Consider the following 22,764-nt stretch of genomic DNA (forward strand, 5'->3'; position numbering starts at 1 on the left):
AATAACCAAATCAACAAATACACCTCATGATTTTATACAACGTTACCATCAACATACACGAAAGCGTTCACGACCAATGGATGCGTTGGATGCAGGAAAAACACATTAACGATGTCTTAGCTACCGGGAAATTTTCTTCGGCGCGAATGGTGAAAGTTTTAATCGAAGAAGAAATGGGCGGAACAACCTATTCTATTCAATATTGTACAGATTCCAAAGAAACATTACAGCAATACTATGACGAAGATGCGCCAAGATTGAGAGAAGAAGGACTCAGACTTTTTGGCGACAAAATGCTGGCTTTTAGAACGGAATTGGAATTGATAAGCGACCATTAAAATGAACCAAGTAAAAGCCAAAAAACACCTCGGACAACATTTCTTAACCGATGAAAGCATAGCCAAAGACATAGCCGACACGCTAAATCTGGAAGGCTACGACAACGTATTGGAAATCGGCCCGGGAATGGGTGTATTAACCAAATACCTTTTAGAAAGACCAACCACGACTTATGTGATTGAAATTGATACCGAATCAGTAGAATATTTGAATACGCATTATCCAAAATTGGAAGGAAAAATCATTTCCAAAGACTTTTTGAAATACAACATCAACGAAATTTTTGAAGGCAAACCTTTCGCCATTACCGGAAACTTTCCTTATAATATTTCGTCCCAAATTGTTTTCAAATGTTTGGAATTGCGCGAACAAGTTCCGGAATTTTCGGGTATGTTCCAAAAAGAAGTCGCCGAAAGAATTTGTTCCAAAAAAGGCAGTAAAGTCTATGGCATACTGTCTGTTTTGGTTCAGGCTTTTTATGAGGCCGAGTATTTGTTTACGGTTCACGAGCATGTTTTCAATCCGCCACCAAAAGTAAAATCGGGTGTGTTGCGCTTGCGCCGAAAATCTGATTTCCATTTGCCTTGCAGTGAAAAATTATTTTTTAGCGTGGTCAAAACCGGATTCCAACAACGCCGAAAAACACTTAGAAACAGCCTAAAATCGTTCAACCTTTCGGATAATTTAAAAGAAGACACTATCTTTGACCTTCGTCCCGAACAATTAACGGTGGAGCAGTTCATCGAACTCACCCAAAAAATAGAAGCCAATGCAGTTTAAAATCAGCAAAGAACTCTTAGCGCAAATCGAGCAACTCATTCACGACAAGAACGACCAAGAATTGGAATTGTTGTTGAATGACATGCACCATGCTGATATCGCGGAGATTTTTGAGGAACTGGAAACGGCCGAAGCCACTTATATATTTAAAATCCTTGACAGTGAAATCACCGCTGAAATCCTTCCCGAGTTGGAAGATGATTTGCGCGAAAAAATCCTAAAAGGACTTTCTGCCAAAGAGATCGCAGAAGAACTTGACGAATTAGATACCGATGACGCGGCGGATATTATCGCTGAACTTTCGCAAAGCAAAAAAGAAGAAGTAATCTCCGAATTAGAAGACGTTGAACACGCCAAAGACATTGTCGATTTGTTGCGTTACGACGAAAATACTGCCGGAGGTTTGATGGGAAAAGAGTTGGTGAAAGTCAATGAAAATTGGAACGTACTGACTTGCGTTAAAGAAATGCGAATCCAAGCGGAACATGTGACTCGCGTGCATTCGATTTATGTAGTAGATGATGAAAACCGTTTAAAAGGAAGATTGTCTTTAAAAGATTTATTGACCACTTCTACCAAAACCCCAATCAGTGAGGTTTATATTAAAAAAGTAGATTATGTTAGAGTAGACATGCCCAACACCGATGTCGCTCGTATCATGCAAAAATACGACTTGGAAGCCATTCCTGTTGTAGATGAAATGGGAAGATTGGTTGGTAGAATTACCATTGATGATATCGTAGACGTAATTAAGGAAGAAGCCGATAAAGATTACCAATTAGCGGCCGGTATCTCGCAAGACGTAGAAGCCGATGACAGCATTCTCGACTTAACCCGAGCACGCTTACCATGGTTGGTTTTGGCTTTGTTTGGTGGTTTCATCAGCGTTAGAGTTTTAGGTTTATTCGAAGGTGCGATGACCAATCACGGTAATTTATTTTTCTTCACACCGCTAATCGCCGCGATGGCCGGAAATGTAGGCGTACAATCCTCCGCAATTATTGTGCAAGGTTTGGCTAATCAATCTATCAGCGGTTCGCTTTGGAATCGTTTGATTAAAGAAGTGTCGTTGAGTTTGCTTAACGGAATTATACTAGCCTCAATCTTATTCGTAGGAAGTCATTTCCTTTTGAATGTCGAATTGATCATTGGAGAAATTGTAACCATTGCGTTGGTTTCGGTAATTATTATCGCTTCACTTATCGGAACTTTTGTACCGTTATTACTGCACCGATTTAACATTGACCCGGCATTAGCCACCGGACCATTCATTACGACCAGCAATGACATTTGCGGGATTTTGATTTACTTCTCGATTGCTAAATTGATTTTAGGGTTTTAGTTTTTTAAGAGCACAACTTCCCTATTTCTTTTCACTACTGTTCCCGCTATCCGCGCTACACGGTAGCTCGCTACTATCGGGGCTATTTAGAAAGTATTTCTTTCTTACAGCCAAAAATATCGCTGCTTCCCGATATCGCTTTTTAGTTTTTGGCTTCAAGTTTCTCCAAACGTTCAATAAGATTACTGATGATTTGCTCTTGTGATTTTAACTTAAGTTCCAATTCGCGGTTTTTATTTTCAGCGGCTTGATTTTTTAAATCCAACTCTTTAAAAGCATTTGTATAAGCCACTAAAATAGGATGCAAATCAAAATTTAAATAGCCGTCTGCATCGATACCGACCGCTTCCGGAAAAATTTGTTGCACTTCTTGTGCCAAAAAACCATAGGCTTCTTTTTCCAAAACTACAGGTTCAAAGCTTTTTTTATCCGTATTTTTATAATGGTATCGAATAGGTTTCAATTGCAGAATTTCTGTTAAACCCTTTTGGTAAATACCATTCACATCTTTTAATCTAGCATCAGAGGTAATAGTCCAGGTACTAGTAGCAGGTTTTCTGCCTTCATTTAAAGAAAGTTCTAATTGACCTCCGGGATTATTAGTGCCTAGGCCTAAACGCCCTGCTGCTGTCAACCGCATTCGCTCAGCACTATCGGTATTAAATACAATCGCTCTACTGGCCGAGTTGTGCCCTATTTGTAAACCAATATCATTGAGTTCAAATGTAGCAGCATAACCGCTAGTGCTATTGGCTCTAAAAATATAGCTACCGTTATTGTGACTCATTCTAACTTGCCCATTGGGAACATTGAAATCAACACCACCTGCATTGCCGCCACTTGCGTTTGTACTGCCAAAAAGCGCCATAGCACCACCGTTTGCACTACTTCCAGATTGAGGTCCAAGAAACATATAATCAGTATTATTTCTATATATCAAAGCAGCATTATCGGCTGAAAAACCATCCGTTAAAAAAGCCCTTCCGGCAACATGTAATCTTTCTAGTGGAGTGGTAGTACCAATACCAACATTTACAGTTGCAGTTGCGCTATTTACTCCAATAATACTTCCTAAAACTAGTGAATTACTTGCTGCAACTTCAGCTGATGCGCCAATTGCAGAAGCATTGGTTAAGCTATTTGTTGACACATTGGCACTTGAACCAATAAGCGTATTGTCTGTTCCAATTGTATTCACACTTCCGGTAAATGCCCCAAGAAACGTATTGCGTAAACCCGTAGATGTTGATACTCCCGAAAAATGTCCAAAAAAAGAATTATTGCCTCCGGTTGAATTTGAATTTCCCGCAAATGCACCTACAAAAGCATTTTGATTGGCTTCATTTAAAATTCCTGCGCCGTTACCAATTAAAACATTTCCTGATCCAGTAGTTCCTAAAGCACCGGCTCCTCTTCCTATAAATACATTTTCTTGACCTGTAACATTGTCTCGTCCTGCGAGTGCTCCAAAATAAGTGTTATTCTGAGCGGTTGAAACGCTTCCACTTGATAAACCAAAAAATGTGTTGGTGGTTGAGATTCTACCTGATGGAGCATTAAATCTTCTGAAAACTAAATCCGTATTATCGGTTGTTCCTATGAAATTTGTAGCAGAATTAGTTCCAGTATTACCCGTTAAACCCCATGCGTTAGCAGAAGCATTTTGCCAAGTAGCCGTCCCGTTTACATCACTCGTTAATACCCTTCCTGAAGCCTGGTTGCCGTCCACCATTCTGAGGTTTCCAACAACATGCAATTTACTTCCTGGTGTGCTAGTACCTATTCCTACATCACCATTGGCTGTAATTCTCATTCGTTCAAGAAATCCACCTGTTCCTAATGTTTTAAAAATTAGATATGCGTTTTGGTCAAACAAATCATTATTGGTTTTTCGAGCTTCAATACTTGCAAAATTTCTATAAAATATTAAAGGCGCAACTCCTGCTCCAAAAGCACCACCAATAGAAATTGAACCTCCCACATCTGCTGCATAATTATCAACCGTTCTAATATGTAAATTTCCATAAGTTGATGAAGTTGTATTTACATTATTTCCTGCAATTTCAATGTCAGCTAGAGGAGAAGAGGTCCCAAAACCTGTTCTACCACTTTTTAATACGACCATTGCATCACTGCGTTCTGTATCGTCAACAGTAGAATTGTTATTGTCATCAATAGCATTTCCAATTACAAATAATCTATCTGTTGCATTGAAATTTCTAAACTGTGTGGCTCCATTAGATGAAGGCGTATAAGTGGTGGCTCCTATTCCCAATACCGTTTCACCAAAACTAAAAGCGGTATTGTTATTCCCAAAAGCGGTTGATGAACTTCCACTTGCAACATTGGTATTTCCGAAGGCAGTTGATGCAAATCCATTTGCTGTATTTCCGGCTCCAAGTGCTGTTGAACTTTGTCCACTGGCTGTAACACCAGTACCAAGCGCAACAGCTCTAGGGCCAGAGGCTGTAGATAAAAAACCTATCGAAATAGCATCTGCAATATTAGCAATAGCACCTGCACCAAATGCAAATGAACTTTGGCCAGATGCTATTGCTCCACTACCAAATGCAAATGAGAAACTCCCTCCAGCATTTCCACCTGCACCTGCGAAAGCATTACCACCAGAGGCAATTGAATTTCCGAATGCGACAGAACCATTACCAATACTTGCGTCATCCCATAATGTTCCAGAGACCGTTCCTACTCTAAAAGCAGCTTTCCTTGGATTCCAAACCATTCTGGTTCCTGCACCTGAAGGCACCAAAGCACCGCTTCCTGAAGTTCCTGATACCACCAAACCATCTGTTCCGTCTATAGTTACAGCTCCTGTATCAGCAGTTATGGTTCTACCGTTTCCTGCTCCGCCAAAATCGTACGCTTGGTCAAGCGTGCCGCCATCGGTTCCTTTTACGGGCAACCATGCTGTCGTTGGATTATTCCAATAATAAAATCCTGGTGTGTTAGCGCCAACGGTCGTGGTTAAATACACCAACATGCCTTGCTGGTCCACCGTTGGGCTGGTAACCGGAAAGGCATTTATCTTTGGAATTAACAAACCATCGGTATTACTTGGTGTGACTTGGTTTGTAGAACGAATATCTAATTGCGCTTTGGGGTCTGTTGTGTTGACACCCACTTGAGCCTTACTTTCGAATGCTAGAACAATTAATAACAGTAGCAGTAATTTTTTTATCATGTTGCTGAATTTTTAAATAATTCTCTTTCAAGTTATTATCTTTTGAATCCTGAAAGAGAAGTCTAAAATTCACCATTAAGTTTAATCCCTACAATACGATTTTAGTCATAGAAAAATAACTGCCCAAAACCCAAAAAATGCATAAAACAACTGATTATGAGTTATTTTAAAATAAAAAATACGCCAAAAGGCGTATGTCAAAGTATATTGCATTTTTATATTGCCCCATTATTTCAATGGGATATGCATGGTAACATGAAGTCCATTCTGAGCTGTAAAAATTACTTTCCCTTTTGATAACTCAATCCTTTTTTTGACATTGGTAATCCCATTGCCGAATTGATTTTCTTTGTTCATTCCTTGACCGTTATCGGCAACTATTATTTCCAAACTATTATTATCGGGAGCTTTGATGCTAACCGATATTTTTGTGGCATTGGTGTGTTTAACCGCATTGTTGAGTAACTCTTTGACACATAAAAAAAGGTGTTTTCTTTGCGCTCCACCTATCATCATAGTCTCTTTGGAAGCGATGTTGGTGGTAAACTCAAACTCAATATCAGTGCTTTCTAATAATCCCATTCCGTATTGCTTTACGTATTCGGCAAAACTTTGTAAACCATTATTATCGGTACTTAAAGACCAAATAAAAGTGTTGAGTTGTTGGGATATTTCTTTACCGGTTTGGGCTATTTTGCTGGCCAATATTTTTTGTCTGTCTGCAGCTTCTTTGTCCTTTAGGAGTAAATCAGCATGGATTAAAATACTGCTCAAACCGCTTCCAATATCGTCATGCAAATCTTTGCTGATGTCATTCTTTTGGTTCAATAAGGTTTGCTGCACTTTATTTTTCCTTCTGATAATAATAATAAATAAGATTGAAAGTAAAACGGCCATCAATGCTGCTATCAATTGTAAGGTATCGTATTTTTGCTCTTGAATCAATTCGGCTATTTGCAAATTGAGTAGTTTGTTTTCATTTTTGGCATATTGAGTGGTAATATCTTGGATGAAAAAATTCCCTTTTAATCGGGTTTCGTCATCAATGACTATGATTTTATCTTGAACATAGGCGGCTTTTTCTACTTGGTTGTTAGCTTTAAAAACAGTCAAAGCATTGGTATAAAAATACCGTTGGAAAGCGATGTTGACGATTCTTTGCTTAATCAAATTTATCCCTTTTTCATACCATTGATTGCTCAACTGTTGGTCAGTAGAATAACACTCCATTAAATAAGCATAGTTTAATAAAGCAATGTCATAATAAACACTGTTTTCTGCCGATTGTACACTTTTTTGAAAATAATATACCGCGCTGTCTTTTTGCTTTTTGGCGAGGTAAATCTGTCCGAAGGTCTGCTCTGCATTGGGAACACCGCGTTTGCTGTTGTTTTTTAAAGCCATTTGGTAAGCTTTTTTATTGTACCAAAAGGCCGAATCCAATTCGCGAACTTTGAACTTTAATTGGGCAATATTGTTGTAAATATGCTCGTTTTGGATACAACTTCTGATAAACTTTTTCCCGGATTTCTTCGGACTGTACTTTCTCGATTTCCATAAAGAATTATGGGCTTCGTCATACGCATTGATTTCCATTTGGTTAATTCCTAAAAAGAAATAGGCGTCGGCCATAAGTGTGCTGTCTTTTAATTGGGTAGCTTTTTCGATTCCTTTCTTGGCCTCATACGTACCAAATTGGAACAAACCCATATAATAAAACAATTCCGACTGCAGGCTGTGAATGAAAACCGTTGTGGTATCTGTGTTCTTAGGCGACACCAAATCTTTGGTTTTTTGCAACCATTTTTGGGAGGATTCGATGTCATCGGTTTCTAAAAAATGTTCCGCCATTAGAAAGGACCTTTGTATCCGACATTGATTATCCTGACAAGCCTTAAATTGATTCAACTTTTTTTTCTCCGTCAGACTTTGTGCTGTCAAATTAAGGCAAAAGAAGAGAAAGGTTAGTTGAATAAAAGATTTCATAAGCGATAAATTATCTTTTTAGGTAAAGGTTTACCGCTTCAACACGAGTGTTTACGTGGAGTTTTTCGTAAATATTCTGAATGTGTTTGCGCACAGTACCGGTACTGATATCAAGCTGATTGGCGACTTCTTTGTTCATTTGTCCTTTGGCCAATAATTCCAATATTTCTTTTTCCCGTGTGGTTAAGGATTCGGTCAAGCGGTTCTGGGACTCCATTTTAGAAAAACTGGCGACCACTTTTCGGGCAATACTACTGCTCATTGGACTTCCGCCTTCAAACAATTCATCTAAAGCATTGATAATCTTGGCCGGACCTTCGGTTTTGAGAATATAACCGCTGGCGCCTACTTCTAGACTTTTAAATATTTTATCATCGTCTTCATACGAAGTACACATCAAAACCAAATAATCGGGATTGATATTTTTGAGTTTGGTGACACATTGTATCCCGTTTTCTCCGGGTAAATTGATGTCCATTAAAATCGCGTCGGGTTCAGTTTCGGGCAAAAACTGAAGTGCCTTTTCAGCATTTTCAAAGCTTCCGGCAAGTTCATAATGTTCGGTAAACTGAATCATCATGCACAAGGCTTCCCTCAGGTCTCTGTCGTCTTCCACTATACAAATGCGTTTTTTCATCTTGGTTTCATTTACCTCAGCAAGATAAAAATAGTAATTTTATATTGAAATACGTAAATAGGCGTAGAAAAGAAAAAGGGCGCAAAAATTGCGCCCTTTTAAAATCACTAACTGAGAGTTTGTTAGTTCTTAACTAATTTTTTAACGATAGTTTCGTTATTAGTTGAATTGTAGAAATTCACAAAGTAGATACCACTACTTAAAGAAGAGATGTTTTCATTGATAACGTTATTCCCTTCAGTTAATTTTAAATCTTTAGTACTAACCTGTGAACCATTCATATTATAGATGGTCATTGTCATACTTCCGGCTTCAGAAGAATTTAATTCTACTGTAAAGTTGTCAACAGCTGGATTTGGATAAATTGAAACTGTTGTTGGAGTACCTCCAGAAACATTCATTCTACCAATATCACAAGTACGTGTGTCCCAAGTTAAAGTAACCGATTTTTCAGCACTGTAAGTACAACCATTAAATGCTTTAACAGCTATAACATTGGTAGTTCCAGTAACTCCAGAGAAATCAACCACAATTGAGTTTGAAGTAGCATCACCTACTGCTACAGCACCATTTGAAAGTGTCCAAACATAAGAGGTAGCGAAAGGTACTGGAGTGATAGTAAATGTTTGTGGTGTACACTTACCGAATTTAGTAGCAGACGGTATAGATGTTACAGGATCAACATAAGAATTTGCAACTGTCGTAATTTTTCCAAGAGCAGTAGCTAAAGTAACTATCTTATTAACTAAACTATTACCAACACCGTTTACAGAAGTAATAACTAATGATTTTTCAGCAACTGGAGTTGCAGTAGTAATAGCAAAAACAGAAGGATAAGTTACCGAGAACGTTAAATCACTTGTAGATAAAACATTAGTAGTATTACCAGGAACAGTAGCTGATGTAACAACAGAACCGGTTGGTGCAGTAATTACATAAGAGTTAGCATACACTGAAGCTGTCATTGTATAATTGTAAGTTGAGTTACCACACAAAGCAGCTACTTGACCGGTAACTACAGTTACAGCTGAAGGAACAGCGGCAGTAAGTTTTAACAACTTGTATGGTGAATTAGTATAAGGAGCTAAGGCTAATCCGTTACTTGCTGAAGAGTCAGAAGTACCGATACCATTTTTAGATCTTGCACCAATGTATAAAGTTGTAATACCAGGAGCAACATTAGCAAAATTCACTTTAATGATTCTGTCTGTAGCAGGATTACCAAAAGTTACATTCACACCGGCAGGTAATAACCATTCGTATGAAGAAGCACCTTTAGCAACTGAAGACGTCAATGTAAATTCTGTAGTTGTACCGATAAATTTACTGATAACTGTAACGGCTGTAGTAGTACTAACCGCATCGTTTGTCATTTTTAATGTCGGAGCTTTTGGCAAAACTGCTTTCAATGTTAACAATTTAGCTGTAGATGTTGTTGTTGGGTCAACCACTGCAGCATTATTCGTTACAGAAACACCTACACCATTTCTTGATTTAGCACCAATTCTTAGTACATTAGTAGATACTGGAACAGCAGCAACTGTAGTATAGTTGTAAGTATTAGCACTTGTAACTCCTAAGAAGTTAACATAAATTACATTGGAAGTACTTGATACTATTGGGAATGCAGGGTTTATTGTAGCACCTTCATTCGTTAAGTTGGTTACAACTACGTTAGCAGCACCACCAACAGTTGTTTTTGTAGCAGTTTGAATGGTAATTCCATTACTATAAACAGTTTCAGTCACTCTGTAATATACATTTCCATTGGCTGTAGGAGCTGAACTAATGGTGTTTGTGAAAGGATAAGTGGCATAAAGTTTAACTACCGGAGTTCCAGCAGTTCCTAAAATTGGATTAACACCTGTAGGCAATTCCCATACATAAGAACTTGCAGTTGAAACTGGTGCAGCAGTTATAGTTAATTCTTTAGAAGTACCCATGTATTCTGCAAATGATGTAACCGGAACAGGTAATCCTGTAACAGGAGAATTTGGCAACAAAGCATCTGTCATTTTCACGCTAGCCGGAGCTATTGGGAAAGCTTTGCTTAATGATAATGTTTTTGCAGTACCTCTACATCCATTTGCGTTTTCTGCTTGAACACCAATATTTCCATAAGTTTCAGCACCGGCAGGAACATTATTAAAATGAACTGTCAAAGAGTTTGTACCTTGTCCTGAAACAATTGTAGTTCCTAATGGCACTGTCCAAAAATAAGCAGTTACACCGGCTTCACTAGAAGCAGGAACAGTATATGTAATTGGTGTTGTAGTACCAACGTACTGACCGATAGCACTAATTGCTGGAAGTAAATCACCATTAGTGATTGTTCCTAAAGCTACAGTTGGAGATGCTAATGTATTAACAGTAATTGCAGTTCTTGGAGAACTCTCCACTCCTGTTGTAGTGTTTTTTTGAGTTACATAATAAATTTTAGTTCCTACAACAGTAGTTAATACTGTAGGTGTAACCGCAGAAGCAGTTCCTCCTGTAGCAGCAGTATACCATTGTAATATAGTTCCAGGAGCATTAACCACATTTAATGGAGCAGCTACAACACCTCTACAATAATTGATAGGTGTAGTTACAATTGGATTAGGTGTATCAACTTGAGTTAATAACCCGGTAAAAGCAGCATCAGTAAATGTTGCGCCTGTTTCAGCAATAGAACCTGAACCTGGTCTGTGATCTAATCCAGTGTAGTTTTGAGCAGTTGCATTGTATGGCAAAGTCAAAATTCCTGCACTTGATGTTAAAGAAGTATTATTGTTAGCAGCATACCATGCAATTGTAGCAGCGGCAGTATTTACCAATGGCACACTTGGTGTAAATGCACTAGCAATAATGTTATTTTCGAATTTCAATTCGTCATTAATTACAGCAAAATTTTCAGAAGAGGTACCATCTAAATGTAATCCTCTTTTGAAATCTAAAAATAAAGAGTTAAAGACTTTTAATTTTGAAGCTCTTCTAATTCTTAACGCTCTGTCATAAAGTCCGTTTAATGGTGAACCTCCTGTTAAAGTAGAGCGATATGTTGGCCCAACTGCTGTAACATTGGTGAAAATAGCACTTGTAAAAGGAGCTACAGAAGTTCCTCCTGAGTTGTTATCAGATTCAAAACATTCAGAAGTAGAAATATCCGCAGCTAATGGATCTCTTACTGACAATGCGAACTGAACAATTCCGTTGTATCCATTATCGGTATCAAAGTCATCATCTAAACCATTTAAAGCCACTAAGTGTTTACAGTTTACTGAACCACCAAACCACTCAAATGAGTCATCATTAGAATAAGATACTTGAACATAGTCAATAGTAGTTCCGCTACCACAAGCACCCATGGTCAAACCATTTAACTCGTTATTTGGTGAAAACACATAACCCGCGAACTCAATTCTAACATATTTTAATGTTCCTGAATTGTCATTATTAATTGGAGATAAACCACCACCAAATTGCGTTTCAACCGTTTGAGAGATTCCTTCAATATAATTTTCACCGTTATTCACGTTATAAGCACCTCTTCCTAAAAGAACAATTCCTCCCCAGTCACCTCTGTTTCTAGCTCCAACTGCATTTTTTGAAGTGAAAACGATTGGCTGTGAAGCCGTTCCAATGGCATTTAATTTAGCACCTCTTGTAACAAACAAAGCCGATGCAGCAACATTACTTCTAATAACTGTTCCCGGTTGGATAGTTAAAGTTGCATTGTTTCTCACATAAATAGTACCGTTTAACTCATAAACTTTATCAGCAGTCCATGTTGTGTTGGCTGTTATATCAGCACTAATAACATTGGTAACAGTGCCATAAGCAGCATTGTTAGGGTCAAAATTTGTCCAGCTGTCAGTCCACTGAGCTGTGGGAGCCGGAGCAAATGCACCACGATAAGTGGTTTGCTCAATTTGAGCAGAAGCAAAATTGAAAATTAAAGCCAAAATTGCTACAAAATAATTTTTTTTCATTGTTAGAATGATTTTTTTGTTAGACATGGCAAACATAAAACCGCAATAACAAATAGCAGTAAATCAACAATTAAATAAAAATAGTTTTTGTGTTATGAAATAGTTTTCTATTAAGGTCTAAATGTCAAGTTAACAATTACTGAATGTTTCCTTAGTGTTAATCCCTTTGTGGGCTTGAACTGGAATTTAAAAAAAAGAAATGCCTGGTAAATTTGACCCTTTCATTTCTTCAACTTTTTTGGTGTTTAAAAGAAATTTAGAGTACCAATGTCCAGAATTTTTTATGGTTCTCTTTTGGGTTTTATAATCTACATAAACCAATCCAAAACGTTGTTTGTATCCTTCTGCCCACTCAAAATTGTCTGTTATTGACCAGACAAAATAACCTGCAACTTTACCACCGTTGTTTTTGGCCCATAGTACCTCTTCCAAGTAGGATTGAATATATTGAATTCGCTCAACGTCATTTATTTCATTACCATGCAATTCATCAAAAAAAGAAGCGCCGCTTTCGGTAATAATGATTTTTTTTACCCCGTTATATTGGCTAAACTTTTTAATCATTGTCGATATTGATTTAGGATAAACCTCCCACTTCATTGCCGTTAAATTTACTTTTCTTTTTTCGGCTGGGATGATTTTGGCATTTAAATACGGCACATAAGAGTTGTGCTCTACCACTTCACGAGTATAATTTTGCAAGCCGATGAAATCAAATTTTGTTTTTATCAATTCATCATCTCCTTTTAAAATGTACTTGTTCATTCCTTTCAAAAAAGGTAGTGTATCAGTAGGATAACCTAATCCTAACGAAGGCTCAATAAATGCTCTGTTTAACAAAGTGTCAATTCGGTGAGCTGCATTTAAATCTTTAACAGTATATCGCAAAGGAGTAATGTAGGTACACGAAAATGTGGTCCCTACTTGAGCTACCGGATCAATAGCTTTAATTTTTTTATAACCAATAGCTTGACATAATAAAGCATGATGCATGGCCGGAAGAAAATTGTTCAACCCTTTTCTTCCTGGAGCATGAACCCCAAGAAAATATCCTGCACCTGTAAAGACAGAAGGTTCATTCAAAACCATCCAGTATTTTACTTTTTGCTTATATTCATTGACACAAACCGTTATGTACTCCTCAAACCAAGATAAAATTTCCCGATTGGTCCAACCGCCTTTTTCCTCTAAAGCTTTTGGCAAATCCCAATGATATAAAGTTATAAATGGCTCAATTCCTTGTTCCAAACAAGCATCAATAACCTTATGGTAAAAGTCAATTCCAGATTGGTTGATGGAACCAGTTCCTTTTGGCAGTATTCTAGGCCAAGAAATAGAAAACCGAAAACTAGGAATATTCAATTTTTTAATCAGGGCAATGTCTTCTTTGTAATTTTCGTAAAAATTATTGGTTATAGCCGGAGAATCATTGTTGCAAATTGCACCTTTCTTTTTTGCGAATTCATCCCAAATAGATAAACCTTTCCCTGCTGTTTCTGTTGCGCCTTCAGTTTGAAAAGCAGAAGAGGAAACACCCCAAATAAAATCTTCTCCAAACTGGTTGCTATTTAATTCAAACCGTTTAGCATTTAAAATCTCGCGATTCATTTAAAAATTATACGTTAAGGATAGAGAAAACGTTGGACCAAATTTGGTTACCCAAATGGCATCATCATCATATTTGTTATAACCGTCTTCATTAACATGGTCACCTGTGAAAATAACATTTGAAAAGCCTTCAAATAGTGAAACATCGTAGGTTCTGTCTTTATATCTATTTTGATAAAAAATTAAGTCTTGGGCTAAAATGTTTTGGACATTTAATTTTAGTTCCAATTTGTTTTCATAAAATGTCTTCGCAATCTGCACATCCAAAAACGTTCTTGCTTTTTCCCAAATCGACGGCTCCACTTCGCTTGAGCCATAAAGAATTCTATTTCCAACTCTATTAATATTAGCGGATAGAATCCAACCATTATCTTTATTAGCATACTGTAAACCTGCGTTAAAAACATATGGCGATTGGCCTTGCATAGGTCTATTACCCTCTGTATTCGCATTATTTACATTCGATACGTCTACTGTAGATTTTATAATCGCTAGGTTTGAAAATAAAGTTAAATCATCAAATAAAGTGGTGCGTTCTGATTTAAAAATGGAACTTAAAAGCGTTCTAAACTCAAGTTCTATACCGCTATTTTTTGCACTCTTAGCGTTTTGGTAACTAATAGTTTTATTGTTTACTTGTTGAATAATTTCTATCGGATCGGTGAATTTTTTCAAAAAATAAGATACTGAAAATAATTGCCCTTTCCCAGGATAAAATTCATAACGGAAATCATAATTTTCAACAGTAGCTCTCTTTAAATTAGGATTTCCTTGAGTAAAGAATTGCGTAGTAAAATCATAAAAACCAAACGGTGCTAACTCTCTAAACTCAGGGCGATTCAATGTTTTTGAATAACTTAATCGTAAATTCTTTTTGGGATTGAACGAAAAAATTAAATTGGCAGAAGGCAAAATATCAGTTTTTTTAACTTCAGAATCAATGAAATTTGTAGCAGTCTCTTGGGCTTGAAGGGTTTGGGTAAAATCTTCTACTCTTACACCCCAAACCAATCTAAATTTTTTGTATCGGTTATCCAACATGATGTACCCGGCATTCAATTTAGATCCTGCTTTATAATCATCACTAGGCTTAGTTAAATCATACAAAGTAAATCCATTTACTCCGGGTGAAATCTCACCCATGTTTTCTACTGAAAATATGGTAGCATTAGGCTGTGACAATAAAGTAGCGTCAAAACCACCTAATGCTGAAACATTATATTGTATTTGACGAGCAAAGAAATCTCTGTCTCTGCTTTGTACCAAACCTCCAATTTTTATTTCATTTATAGACTCTTCCCCAAAGTTGAACTTTTTGGAAATATCTGTTTTTCCACCAAAAATATTCTCCTTATTCTCAGAAAAAAACATTCCTCCACCATAATCAGGACCTCCATTATTACTGGTTATTAATGCTGTTGGAGTATTTAGTGAGGGATCTGTACTGTCTGGATCAGGAGTTATATATATGTTTCTCCTTAAATTAGGTATAGAACGTTCAATATCACTGTAAAAACCAGACCAGTTAAATTTAATCTTAGATTTTGGTAAATAATGCTCGCCATTTAATTGTCCTGAATAAATCCTATTACTGGTAAACCATCGAACATCTGCGTCTGTAACTACAGTATTATCAGTTTGTGCTTTACCGTTTCTTACGACCACTAAGTCGTTAGAATTAATACTAAAAATATTTTTAAATGATATGGAATGATTTTGATTGAACTTTAATGAAAAATTGGCCAATCCGCTAGTCAAAACTTGTTGACTGTAATTTTTATCTAAATATTTTTCATCTAATAGAGATGGCGTATTTGGATCTGAGTTTTCGTAATCATTTCTTTCAATTTCGTTGTAATTATTAGTGATATTGTGTGTAGCAGAAAATAAAAACCCAAAAACTTTGTCTTTTATATCGAAATTTCGACCAATAGAATATTGGAAACTAGTATTAGGTTTGAAATTAGCATCTCTTATTTTCCAGTCGTATTCAAAAGTTTTAGCCAAAGCCGCTTTCTCTTGTGGGGTTAGAGCATTAAATACTGCTGTGCTGGGAATTGTAGAAGGAAAATCACGTACTCCGTTATCAAAACCTAACCAGTCTGTACCACTGCCTTTATAGGTTTTTTGCTCTTTAAATGTGGTAATGGTATTATATCCCGAACCAATAGTTATGGATTGAAAATCTTTATCTGGAACCGATTTAGTATTAATTTGAACCACACCACCGGCAAATTCTCCAGGTAAATCAGGAGAAGCAGTTTTAGTAATCACTAAATTATCCAACATATTTGACGGAAATATGTCAAAAGAAAATGCTTTCCTGTCTGATTCAGAGCTTGGTAATGGCGCGCCATTTAATAAAGCTGCATTGTAACGGTCATTTAATCCTCTAATAATAACAAATCGATTGTCTTGTATACTCGCTCCACTTATTCTTTTTAAAACATCGGAAGTATTCTTATCTGGAGTTCTCTTTATAGTTTCAGCAGAAATACCATCTGATACGTTGGCACTGTTCTTTTGCATGGTTAGTAAAGACTTAACCGACTCAACTTTGGCTTTGGTGGTTTTTATAACCACTTCTTCCAACTGGTTGTTTTTTTCTTCCAATGAAATGGTTAAAACATTTATTTCATCTTTAATTACAACAACTTCTGTAATCTCTTTTTCCTGAAACGTCAGTGCTGAGACTAAGAGTTCATATATACCGGGTTCAATTTTCGAAAAATTAAAATTCCCATCAGCATCGGTAACTCTGGATTTATTCAATCCTTTAATAATAACCGTGGCGCCCGGTAAAGGTTGACCTGTTTTATCATCAATTACGACCCCTTTAATCCCTGAAGATTGAGAGTAGACAATAGAGAAAGAAAACATTAATAGAAAACTGTACAGTAATTTTAGCCTAAATTTCATGATAATTAAATGTTAAAAAAAAACAAAAGTATCATGAGCGTCAGCAAAACGCATTAACAGAAAATTATGTAATTATTATCAAACAACCGGTGTTGTCAATTCATTGTTAATGAATTATCTGCTTAAACAGAATAATAATTTAACACGTTAACTATTACTTAACAAATTATAAATATTATGAGAGGTGAAGGCAGTAAATTCAACTCGAATTGTTAACATTAAATAGTAAAACATCGAAGCAATAAAACAAAAAAACCTCTCATTGCTGAGAGGTTTTTCATTTGTACCCGGAGTGGGAACCTGCCTGCCGGCAGGCAGGTCGAACCTTTTATCCTTTCTGTTCACGTATCTGCTTCAGCTTTTCTTTTCCAATTCCTGATTTATAATATTTTTCACGGATTCTTGCCTCCACTCTGGTTTCGAATTCTTCTGTGTAAATTACTTGAAATGGTAAATAAGGTTTTGTTGTTTTATTTTTTCCTGAATTATGCTCCATAAATCTCCTTTCTATATTGTCAGTTAACCCAACATAAATATAATTTCTATTCAAACTTGATATGGCATATATATAAAACATAATCAAATTTAAACAAAAAAACCTCTCATTGCTGAGAGGTTTTTCATTTGTACAGTGCCTCCGGCAGACAAGCCGGAGTGGGAACCTGACTGCCGGCAGGCAGGTCGAACCCACACTCCTATAGAACACGAAAATAATTGCAAACAAAAAAACCTCCCATAACTGAGAGGTTTTTCATTTGTACAGTGCCTTCGGCAGACAAGCCGGAGTGGGAACCTGACTGCCGGCAGGCAGGTCGAACCCACACTCCTAAGAACACGAAAATAATTGCAAACAAAAAAACCTCTCATTGCTGAGAGGTTTTTTTGTTTGTACCCGGAGTGGGAATCGAACCCACACTCCTAAGAACACGAGTTTGAGTCGTGCGCGTCTACCAATTCCGCCATCCGGGCATTAAGGCATGTGTGTTTTGTGGGTGCAAATGTAAAAAATTTTTCTTCACACAATCAAAAAAATACTTAAAAATATCCTTTCAGAGTCGGATTTAATTTCTAAATTTGCACCTCGGTAAAACGAACAACTACTAACTAACTACACCCGAGGCAATTAATACAAGAAAACTAAGACAGAAGTCAAAGCCGAATTGTATGGAGCGCAGCGGAATAAAAACAACTAATTACAATGTCGCATTTAGAACCCGAAGCAAAGATATTTGCCTGTTCACAAAGCGTCCACCTGGCCGAACAAATAGCTACTAACTATGGCATTCCGCTGGGGAAAGTTACGTTCTCAAAATATAGTGATGGCGAGTTTCAACCTTCTTTTGAAGAATCAATTAGAGGATTGCGCGTTTTTATTGTCTGCTCAACATTTCCGAGCGCCGATAATTTAATGGAGCTTTTGTTAATGATTGACGCTGCGAAAAGAGCATCAGCCCGACACATTACTCCGGTCATTCCTTACTTTGGTTGGGCAAGACAAGACCGTAAAGACAAACCAAGAGTTCCGATTGGAGCCAAATTAGTAGCCAAATTATTGGAAACTGCCGGCGCCACCAGAATCATGACGATGGATTTACATGCCGACCAAATTCAAGGGTTTTTTGAAAAACCGGTCGATCACTTGTTTGCTTCGACTATCTTTTTACCCTATGTAAAGAGTCTGCAGTTAGAGAATTTAACGATTGCTTCTCCGGATATGGGCGGTTCCAAAAGAGCTTATGCTTATTCTAAGTTTTTAGAATCAGACGTAGTGATTTGTTACAAACAAAGAAAAGCCGCCAACGTAATTGACACTATGGAGTTGATTGGGGAAGTAAAAGGCAGAAACGTGATTTTGGTTGACGATATGATCGACACCGGAGGAACTTTAGCCAAAGCGGCCGATTTGATGATGGAAAAAGGAGCTTTAAGCGTAAGAGCCATCTGTACTCATGCTATTCTTTCGGGAGAAGCATACGAGAAAATAGAGAACTCTCAATTGCTTGAACTGATTGTTACCGATTCTATTCCGTTAAAGAAAGAATCAAATAAAATAAAAGTGGTGAGTTGTGCACCTCTTTTTGCAGAAGTAATGCACATGGTGCAACACAACAATTCCATCAGTGGTAAATTCCTGATGTAATTTAATTAAGTATTTTTTTATTAACTATATATTTTTACAATGAAATCGATTACGATTAAAGGATCAGAAAGAGAAAGCGTGGGCAAAGTTGCGACTAAAGCCTTACGTAATGCTGGAATGGTTCCTTGCGTTATTTACGGAGGAAGTCAACCAGTACATTTTGCAGCAGAAGAAAAAGCATTCAAAGGCTTGGTTTACACTCCAAACGCACACACCGTTGTAGTTGATTTGGCTGGAAAAACATCCAATGTTATTCTTCAAGACATTCAGTTTCACCCGGTGTCTGACAAAATTTTACACATTGATTTCTTTCAATTAAACGAAAACAAAGAAATCACTATGGAAGTTCCCGTGAAAATCGTTGGAACATCGCCAGGTGTATTGTTAGGTGGTGATTTACGTTTGAACCAAAGAAGATTGAAAGTGAAAGCTTTACCAAAAAATCTTCCGGATTATGTTGAAGCTAACATCTCTGAATTGCAAATGGGTAACAAATTATATGTTACCAAATTAGAAGCGAAAAACTTCAAATTGATGCACCCGGACAACACTGTGGTAGCGCAAGTGAAGATTTCACGTGCTGCAATGAAAGCCGCTCAAGAAGCAGCAAAAGCAGCAAAAGCTCCGGCAAAAGGAAAGAAAAAATAATTTTCAACACCTTATATTTAAAAGCATCGGTTCACGCCGGTGCTTTTTTGTTTTAATCAGGAGCGAAAGGCTCGGGCATTCTTGGTTTCCATATTCCCGCCATCCGCACTACGAGGTAGTAACTCCTGTCGGGGCTAAATGATAAGCAAAAGGCACTTTATAAACTTTTGGAAACAAATTTTCAAATTAACTCATTTTCAAATTTTCAAATTAGCTACTTTTGCCTCATGAAATGGTTGACTAAATTATTTACCACTAATAGAACTTCAGAAAACACAGAAGTAATGAAGAAATTTCTAATCGTCGGTCTAGGAAACATCGGAGCCGAATATGTAAATACCCGCCACAATATTGGCTTCAAAGTGTTGGATTACGTCGCCCAAAAAGAAAGCTTGTCTTTTGAAACGGCAAAGCTTGGCACCATTACCGAATACAACATCAAAGGCAGAAAACTAATCCTTTTGAAACCCAACACCTATATGAACCTCAGCGGTAAAGCCGTTCAATATTGGATGGAAAAAGAAAATATCGCCAAAGAAAATGTATTAGTAATCACCGATGATTTGAATTTGCCTTTCGGAACCATTCGCATCAAAGCCAAAGGCAGCGATGGCGGGCACAACGGTTTAAAAAACATCCAACTCCTTTTAAACTCTTCCGAATATCCTCGTTTTCGTTTTGGTATCAGCGACGAGTTCAAAAAAGGCCAACAAGTAGATTATGTTTTGGGCGAATGGAGCGACGAAGAAAAAGCCAAACTTCCGGAACGATTTGAAGTAGCCAAAGAAATAATAGAATCGTTTGCCTTAGCCGGTTTAAACAACACCATGAACAGTTTTAACGGAAAATAAGCCAGCCTTAATTTTTGAAAAATAAATTAAGAAAATTACTAGCCCTTTAACCCCTCCGAAAACCGGTATTGTTTTAATTTGAAGTCAAAATAATGCCTAATTTTTATATTTCTGAAAATTGCAACTGTTAACCACGCAAAAGTAGTTTGTTGCTAAATTTTTTTTTTATACTTTTATCGGCTATTTACAATAACCTTTTACTATCATAAACTACAAATCATGAAAAAAATTACTTTTATGTCTTTGTTTCTCTTGTTCTCCCTATGTATGGGATACAGTCAAGTAGCAAAACAAGGAACCATTTTTGGAAAACCTGTAACCAATGTATCACCGGATGGGTTGATTCGTTGTGCTTCAACAGAATACGAGCATTTCCTACAAGAAAATGACCCTAAAAGAATGACGGATGCTCAATTTGAAGCTTGGTTATCTCCATTAATTGAAAGATATAAAGCCAGTCCGGAATACCGTTCAGAATCAGGTGGCATCATTACAATTCCTGTAGTGGTTCACGTAATTCACAGTGGTCAAGCTGTTGGAACTGCACCTAACATACAAGACGCTCAAGTTGAATCACAAATCACCGTGATGAATCAAGACTTTAGACGTTTGGCCGGAACCCCAGGTTTTAATTCAAATGCCGTGGGAGCGGATACTATGGTTCAATTTGCATTGGCCAAATCAGATCCAAACGGAAACCCAACCAATGGAATCGTAAGACACAATCTTTGTCAGGCTTCTTGGTCTACCACAGAAATCAACTCTACCGTTAAACCTAATACTATTTGGGATCCAACACTATACATGAACATGTGGAGTGTACAATTCTCAAATGGCAATCTTTTAGGTTATGCGCAATTCCCAAGCAACTCTACCTTAACCGGTTTAAATGCAAATGGTGGTTCAGCCAGTACTGATGGTGTGGTGGCTAACTATTCTTATTTCGGATCAAGAACCATTTTCCCAGGCGGACTTTACGCAGGTACTTCTTTTGATAAAGGAAGAACCATGACTCATGAAGTAGGTCACTTTTTAGGATTACGTCACATCTGGGCTGAAGACGGTGCTGCTTGTGTTGCCGATGACTATTGTAACGATACACCAAGAGCTGGTGCAGAAAATTACGGTTGCCCTACAGGAACCAATTCTTGTACTACACAACCTGGCAACGATATGATTGAAAACTACATGGATTATACTGATGATGCTTGTATGAACATCTTTACTGTAGATCAAAAGGCCAGAATCACAACCGTAATGAATAATGCAACCAGAAGACTTAGCTTAAAAACGTCAACTAAAGATCAAGCTATTCCATTATTTACTAATGACGCTGAATTAAAATTAGAAAACGTATGTGCTTCAGGAGGAAGTAGCTGTGGTACTACAGGTTCTGCAACCATAAAAGTTACAATCTACAACAGAGGAACTGCTACTTTAACTTCTGCTGTTATTTCATACAACATCAATGGCGGAACAAACTATACTTACCCTTGGACAGGAAGTTTAGCGCAAAACAAGTTCGCTACTTTTGACATGCCAGTCACCAATGGAACTAACGGAACATTCAACGCAACCATTACAACTGCTAATGGGGTAACCGATCAAAGAGCGACTAACAATGCTGTTACCACAAGTTATACTGTACCATCAGGTCCAACCAACTATACCATCAACAATTATGTGTTTAGACTACAAAGAGATTTGTATGGTTCTGAAACAACTTGGAACTTGAGAAATCAAGGCGGAACAATCTTGTACAGTGGTGGTCCATATACTGATACCGCTGCGCTTCCGGCTATTTTTACTCAAAACTGGACTTTAGCCAACAACAACTGTTATACTTTTACCATCAACGATGCTTATTCTGATGGAATTTGCTGTAACTATGGAACCGGATATTACGATATTAAATCAACGGATGGTTCAATAGTAGTGGCTACTGGTGCTTCATTTGGCGCTTCAGAAAGCAAAGTATTTACGGTTAACGTATTGAGCAACGAAACTTTTGAAACCTTAAATGATATTTATGTTTTCCCTAACCCGGCTAAAAACGTATTAAACATTGCAGTTCCAACCGGAATCGAATTGGTTAAAAACGTTACGGTTTACAACTATTTAGGTCAAACAGTAGGTCAAAAAACCATTGTAACCGCAGATGATTTATCTATCGACACTACTAACTATAGTAGCGGTGTTTATTTAATCACTGTTTCAAACGGTACTCAAAGCAAAACATTGCGTTTTATTAAAGAATAATTAATTGACGTAGGACTAAAAAGAGGATTGAATTCATTTTCAATCCTCTTTTCTTTTAAAATAAAATTTACTTTTGTAAAAAATC

The 22,764-nt window shown here is 37.2% G+C and carries 14 protein-coding genes and 1 tRNA gene; 7 read left to right on the forward strand and 8 right to left on the reverse strand.

Features of this window, described 5'->3' with window-relative positions; translation table 11 throughout:
- The first annotated feature begins 26 nt into the window (after nt 1-26).
- The 3 genes from ACK4HO_RS10685 to mgtE are packed head-to-tail and all read left to right on the forward strand — an operon-like array spanning nt 27 to nt 2,461.
- Nucleotides 27-338, forward strand: coding sequence for a DUF4286 family protein (locus ACK4HO_RS10685; RefSeq protein WP_409665670.1), 312 nt, complete (start codon nt 27-29; stop codon nt 336-338).
- A gap of 1 nt (nt 339) precedes the next feature.
- Nucleotides 340-1,119, forward strand: coding sequence for a 16S rRNA (adenine(1518)-N(6)/adenine(1519)-N(6))-dimethyltransferase RsmA (gene rsmA / locus ACK4HO_RS10690; RefSeq protein WP_409665671.1), 780 nt, complete (start codon nt 340-342; stop codon nt 1,117-1,119).
- The gene (gene mgtE / locus ACK4HO_RS10695; protein ID WP_409665673.1) at nt 1,109-2,461 is read left to right on the forward strand and encodes a magnesium transporter; all 1,353 of its coding nucleotides are present in this window, start codon (nt 1,109-1,111) and stop codon (nt 2,459-2,461) included. Before rsmA ends, mgtE begins: the two co-directional genes overlap by 11 nt.
- A 142-nt stretch (nt 2,462-2,603) precedes the next feature.
- On the opposite strand, the gene ACK4HO_RS10700 is transcribed toward mgtE, so the two are convergent.
- The 8 genes from ACK4HO_RS10700 to ACK4HO_RS10735 all read right to left on the reverse strand — a co-directional run bounded on the left by ACK4HO_RS10700 (nt 2,604) and on the right by ACK4HO_RS10735 (nt 17,750).
- A complete protein-coding gene (locus ACK4HO_RS10700) occupies nt 2,604-5,660 on the reverse strand; it encodes a tail fiber domain-containing protein (RefSeq protein WP_409665674.1) in 3,057 nt (1,018 codons plus the stop codon).
- A gap of 228 nt (nt 5,661-5,888) precedes the next feature.
- Entirely contained in the window at nt 5,889-7,511 is a 1,623-nt protein-coding gene (locus tag ACK4HO_RS10705) for an ATP-binding protein (protein ID WP_409665676.1), read from the reverse strand.
- Nucleotides 7,512-7,656: 145 nt separating this feature from the next.
- Complete coding sequence (locus tag ACK4HO_RS10710; RefSeq protein WP_409665677.1) at nt 7,657-8,283, reverse strand: response regulator; 627 nt, start codon at nt 8,281-8,283, stop codon at nt 7,657-7,659.
- 122 nt (nt 8,284-8,405) lie between these two features.
- Nucleotides 8,406-12,254, reverse strand: coding sequence for a T9SS type A sorting domain-containing protein (locus tag ACK4HO_RS10715; RefSeq protein ID WP_409665679.1), 3,849 nt, complete (start codon nt 12,252-12,254; stop codon nt 8,406-8,408).
- A gap of 186 nt (nt 12,255-12,440) precedes the next feature.
- Entirely contained in the window at nt 12,441-13,862 is a 1,422-nt protein-coding gene (locus tag ACK4HO_RS10720) for a GH1 family beta-glucosidase (protein WP_409665681.1), read from the reverse strand.
- Complete coding sequence (locus ACK4HO_RS10725; RefSeq protein WP_409665683.1) at nt 13,863-16,781, reverse strand: TonB-dependent receptor domain-containing protein; 2,919 nt, start codon at nt 16,779-16,781, stop codon at nt 13,863-13,865.
- Between the two features lie 328 nt (nt 16,782-17,109).
- The gene (locus tag ACK4HO_RS10730) at nt 17,110-17,358 is read right to left on the reverse strand and encodes a GIY-YIG nuclease family protein (protein ID WP_409665684.1); all 249 of its coding nucleotides are present in this window, start codon (nt 17,356-17,358) and stop codon (nt 17,110-17,112) included.
- A 312-nt stretch (nt 17,359-17,670) separates the two neighbouring features.
- Nucleotides 17,671-17,750, reverse strand: a tRNA-Leu gene (locus tag ACK4HO_RS10735).
- A 229-nt stretch (nt 17,751-17,979) separates the two neighbouring features.
- Here ACK4HO_RS10735 and ACK4HO_RS10740 point away from each other — a divergent pair.
- The 4 genes from ACK4HO_RS10740 to ACK4HO_RS10755 all read left to right on the forward strand — a co-directional run bounded on the left by ACK4HO_RS10740 (nt 17,980) and on the right by ACK4HO_RS10755 (nt 22,679).
- Entirely contained in the window at nt 17,980-18,921 is a 942-nt protein-coding gene (locus tag ACK4HO_RS10740) for a ribose-phosphate pyrophosphokinase (RefSeq protein WP_409665685.1), read from the forward strand.
- Nucleotides 18,922-18,960: 39 nt separating this feature from the next.
- Entirely contained in the window at nt 18,961-19,569 is a 609-nt protein-coding gene (locus ACK4HO_RS10745) for a 50S ribosomal protein L25/general stress protein Ctc (protein ID WP_409665687.1), read from the forward strand.
- A gap of 284 nt (nt 19,570-19,853) precedes the next feature.
- Nucleotides 19,854-20,420 carry an aminoacyl-tRNA hydrolase gene (gene pth / locus ACK4HO_RS10750; protein WP_409665690.1) on the forward strand — a complete coding sequence of 189 codons (567 nt, stop codon included), beginning with the start codon at nt 19,854-19,856 and terminating at the stop codon, nt 20,418-20,420.
- Between the two features lie 219 nt (nt 20,421-20,639).
- The gene (locus ACK4HO_RS10755; RefSeq protein ID WP_409665694.1) at nt 20,640-22,679 is read left to right on the forward strand and encodes a M43 family zinc metalloprotease; all 2,040 of its coding nucleotides are present in this window, start codon (nt 20,640-20,642) and stop codon (nt 22,677-22,679) included.
- Nucleotides 22,680-22,764 lie beyond the last annotated feature (85 nt).

The sequence above is a fragment of the Flavobacterium sp. genome, assembly GCF_046296355.1.
Taxonomy (GTDB): Bacteria; Bacteroidota; Bacteroidia; order Flavobacteriales; family Flavobacteriaceae; genus Flavobacterium.

What these genes read in the sequence shown, in the direction of transcription:
- ACK4HO_RS10720 (WP_409665681.1), bottom strand. Translation starts at nt 13,862, where the DNA reads ATGAATCGCGAGATTTTAAATGCTAAACGGTTTGAATTAAATAGCAAC.
- ACK4HO_RS10710 (WP_409665677.1), bottom strand. Translation starts at nt 8,283, where the DNA reads ATGAAAAAACGCATTTGTATAGTGGAAGACGACAGAGACCTGAGGGAA.
- ACK4HO_RS10740 (WP_409665685.1), top strand. Translation starts at nt 17,980, where the DNA reads ATGTCGCATTTAGAACCCGAAGCAAAGATATTTGCCTGTTCACAAAGC.
- ACK4HO_RS10755 (WP_409665694.1), top strand. Translation starts at nt 20,640, where the DNA reads ATGAAAAAAATTACTTTTATGTCTTTGTTTCTCTTGTTCTCCCTATGT.
- ACK4HO_RS10700 (WP_409665674.1), bottom strand. Translation starts at nt 5,660, where the DNA reads ATGATAAAAAAATTACTGCTACTGTTATTAATTGTTCTAGCATTCGAA.
- pth (WP_409665690.1), top strand. Translation starts at nt 19,854, where the DNA reads ATGAAGAAATTTCTAATCGTCGGTCTAGGAAACATCGGAGCCGAATAT.
- ACK4HO_RS10685 (WP_409665670.1), top strand. Translation starts at nt 27, where the DNA reads ATGATTTTATACAACGTTACCATCAACATACACGAAAGCGTTCACGAC.
- mgtE (WP_409665673.1), top strand. Translation starts at nt 1,109, where the DNA reads ATGCAGTTTAAAATCAGCAAAGAACTCTTAGCGCAAATCGAGCAACTC.
- ACK4HO_RS10725 (WP_409665683.1), bottom strand. Translation starts at nt 16,781, where the DNA reads ATGAAATTTAGGCTAAAATTACTGTACAGTTTTCTATTAATGTTTTCT.
- ACK4HO_RS10705 (WP_409665676.1), bottom strand. Translation starts at nt 7,511, where the DNA reads ATGGCGGAACATTTTTTAGAAACCGATGACATCGAATCCTCCCAAAAA.
- ACK4HO_RS10745 (WP_409665687.1), top strand. Translation starts at nt 18,961, where the DNA reads ATGAAATCGATTACGATTAAAGGATCAGAAAGAGAAAGCGTGGGCAAA.
- ACK4HO_RS10715 (WP_409665679.1), bottom strand. Translation starts at nt 12,254, where the DNA reads ATGAAAAAAAATTATTTTGTAGCAATTTTGGCTTTAATTTTCAATTTT.
- ACK4HO_RS10730 (WP_409665684.1), bottom strand. Translation starts at nt 17,358, where the DNA reads ATGTTTTATATATATGCCATATCAAGTTTGAATAGAAATTATATTTAT.
- rsmA (WP_409665671.1), top strand. Translation starts at nt 340, where the DNA reads ATGAACCAAGTAAAAGCCAAAAAACACCTCGGACAACATTTCTTAACC.